Origin of the sequence: Vibrio sp. M260118, assembly GCF_036533755.1 — a bacterium.
Lineage (GTDB): Bacteria > Pseudomonadota > Gammaproteobacteria > Enterobacterales > Vibrionaceae > Vibrio.
Genome location: NZ_JATABG010000624.1, coordinates 1 through 1,072 on the forward strand (window position 1 = coordinate 1; position 1,072 = coordinate 1,072).

General features: G+C 46.0%; 2 protein-coding genes. Both read left to right on the forward strand.

The window, feature by feature from the left end:
• Positions 1 to 59: 59 nt before the first annotated feature.
• Positions 60 to 539 (forward strand): NifB/NifX family molybdenum-iron cluster-binding protein, encoded by a 480-nt coding sequence (locus tag QTO00_RS20115; RefSeq protein ID WP_331426326.1) that lies wholly within the window; start codon positions 60 to 62, stop codon positions 537 to 539.
• Positions 540 to 552: 13 nt separating this feature from the next.
• Positions 553 to 843, forward strand: a complete 291-nt coding sequence (fdxB, locus tag QTO00_RS20120) for a ferredoxin III, nif-specific (RefSeq protein ID WP_331426327.1) — start codon at positions 553 to 555, stop codon at positions 841 to 843.
• Positions 844 to 1,072: the final 229 nt, after the last annotated feature.

The window sequence follows — 1,072 nt, forward strand, 5'->3', positions numbered from 1 at the left end:
CTGCCCCATGTTAGCCAGTATCGATTTGATGCCAGTGAAGTGGTGCAAAAGGGGGCAAAATGATAGAGCGAAAGCGAAAACTGCATGTTGAACCTCCATCTGACGGTTATGAGTTGGCGATCAAAGTGGCGTTTGCTACCTCAGACCGACACTTGGTTGACCAGCATTTCGGTAGCGCCGAGGGGATGCTGATTTATGGTGTCGCCAAGCAGGAGTGGCACTTGTTAGAAGCTATCGAATACTCGGAATCGGATGGTCAAACTCACCAAAGGCTGCCCAACCGCATCAACGACTTAAAGGGCTGTGCTGCGGTTTACTGTATCGCTTGCGGTGCCTCCGCGATTCGTCAGTTGCTTGGAGAAGATATTAACCCTGTCAGAGTTGAGCCAGGTTATGACATACATTTGCTGCTGCAAAAACTGCAGATTGAACTTAGAACTCAGCCCGCGGGATGGTTGGCTCGGGCATTAAAACGTTCTCAGTCAGGCGAAGGTAAGCAGCAAAACCGCCTACAAAATCTAATGGACGAAGAATGGTAATAAGGAGAATACCATGACAAATATTGTCGGATATACCAAAGCGGGCAACAAGTGGGAGCCGCAGTTTATCGAAGCGCTGGATAGTGACAGCTGCATAGGCTGTGGACGTTGCTATAAGGTCTGCTCACGCGATGTTTTTGACTTGGTTGAAAACGATGAAGCGGATGATGACGATCTATATGGCGATGAAGTGATGATGTCGATGATCATCAAGGACTCATCAGATTGCATTGGTTGTGAGGCGTGCGCCAAGGTCTGTGCTAAGAATTGTCACAGCTTTAAACCAGCGCCCATGCCAGCGTAATCATTTCGCTTTCGTTGGTTACAGCAAAACTCAATCTCACTAGGCAGCTTATAACGCTGCCTTTGTTTTGTCGTATTGCTGACAATCCGTTTTCATAGTGCTTTGTCGTCTAGCTGACAATTTGTCGTGTTTGATGCGACAAAGACAAACATAGCTGCATTATTGTTAAATATAAGTTAAATAAAACAATGACTTATTTTGATTTATCTCTTGGTTTGAAGCTTGCAAC